This is a genomic window from Serratia sp. SA088 (genome assembly GCF_049065515.1).
GTDB lineage: Bacteria > Pseudomonadota > Gammaproteobacteria > Enterobacterales > Enterobacteriaceae > Serratia > Serratia nematodiphila.
Window position 1 is genome coordinate 1 of the sequence record NZ_JBAKGW010000030.1, and the last position, 1,084, is coordinate 1,084.

The 1,084-nt window shown below is 53.7% G+C and carries 1 protein-coding gene; it reads left to right on the forward strand.

The window, feature by feature from the left end:
* Positions 1-1,080 (forward strand): elongation factor Tu (gene tuf, locus ACOWVD_RS25465; RefSeq protein ID WP_060417749.1); only part of this gene is annotated, 1,080 nt, incomplete at its 5' end.
* Between the last annotated feature and the right edge of the window lie 4 nt (positions 1,081-1,084).

Sequence of the window (1,084 nt, forward strand, 5' to 3'; positions counted from 1 at the left end):
CTGGCTAAAACCTACGGCGGTTCTGCACGTGCTTTCGACCAGATCGATAACGCGCCAGAAGAAAAAGCTCGTGGTATCACCATCAACACCTCCCACGTTGAGTATGACACCCCGACTCGTCACTACGCGCACGTTGACTGCCCAGGGCACGCCGACTACGTGAAAAACATGATCACCGGTGCTGCTCAGATGGACGGCGCGATCCTGGTAGTAGCTGCGACTGACGGCCCAATGCCTCAGACTCGTGAGCACATCCTGCTGGGTCGTCAGGTTGGCGTTCCTTTCATCATCGTATTCATGAACAAATGCGACATGGTTGATGATGAAGAGCTGCTGGAACTGGTAGAAATGGAAGTTCGCGAACTGCTGTCCGCTTACGACTTCCCAGGCGACGACCTGCCAGTAATCCGCGGTTCCGCGCTGAAAGCGCTGGAAGGCGAAGCTGAGTGGGAAGCGAAAATCATCGAACTGGCCGAAGCCCTGGACAGCTACATCCCAGAGCCAGAGCGTGCTATCGACAAGCCGTTCCTGCTGCCAATCGAAGACGTATTCTCCATCTCCGGTCGTGGTACCGTTGTTACCGGTCGTGTTGAGCGCGGTATCATCAAAGTTGGCGAAGAAGTTGAAATCGTTGGTATCAAAGACACCGTTAAGTCTACCTGTACTGGCGTTGAAATGTTCCGCAAACTGCTGGACGAAGGCCGTGCTGGTGAGAACGTAGGTGTTCTGCTGCGTGGTATCAAACGTGAAGAAATCGAACGTGGTCAGGTACTGGCTAAGCCAGGCTCCATCAAGCCACACACCCAGTTCGAATCTGAAGTGTACATCCTGAGCAAAGATGAAGGTGGTCGTCACACGCCATTCTTCAAAGGCTACCGTCCACAGTTCTACTTCCGTACTACTGACGTGACCGGTACCATCGAACTGCCAGAAGGCGTAGAGATGGTAATGCCAGGCGACAACGTGAACATGGTTGTAACCCTGATTCACCCAATCGCGATGGACGACGGTCTGCGTTTCGCAATCCGTGAAGGCGGCCGTACTGTAGGCGCTGGTGTTGTTGCTAAAGTTATCGCTTAATCGC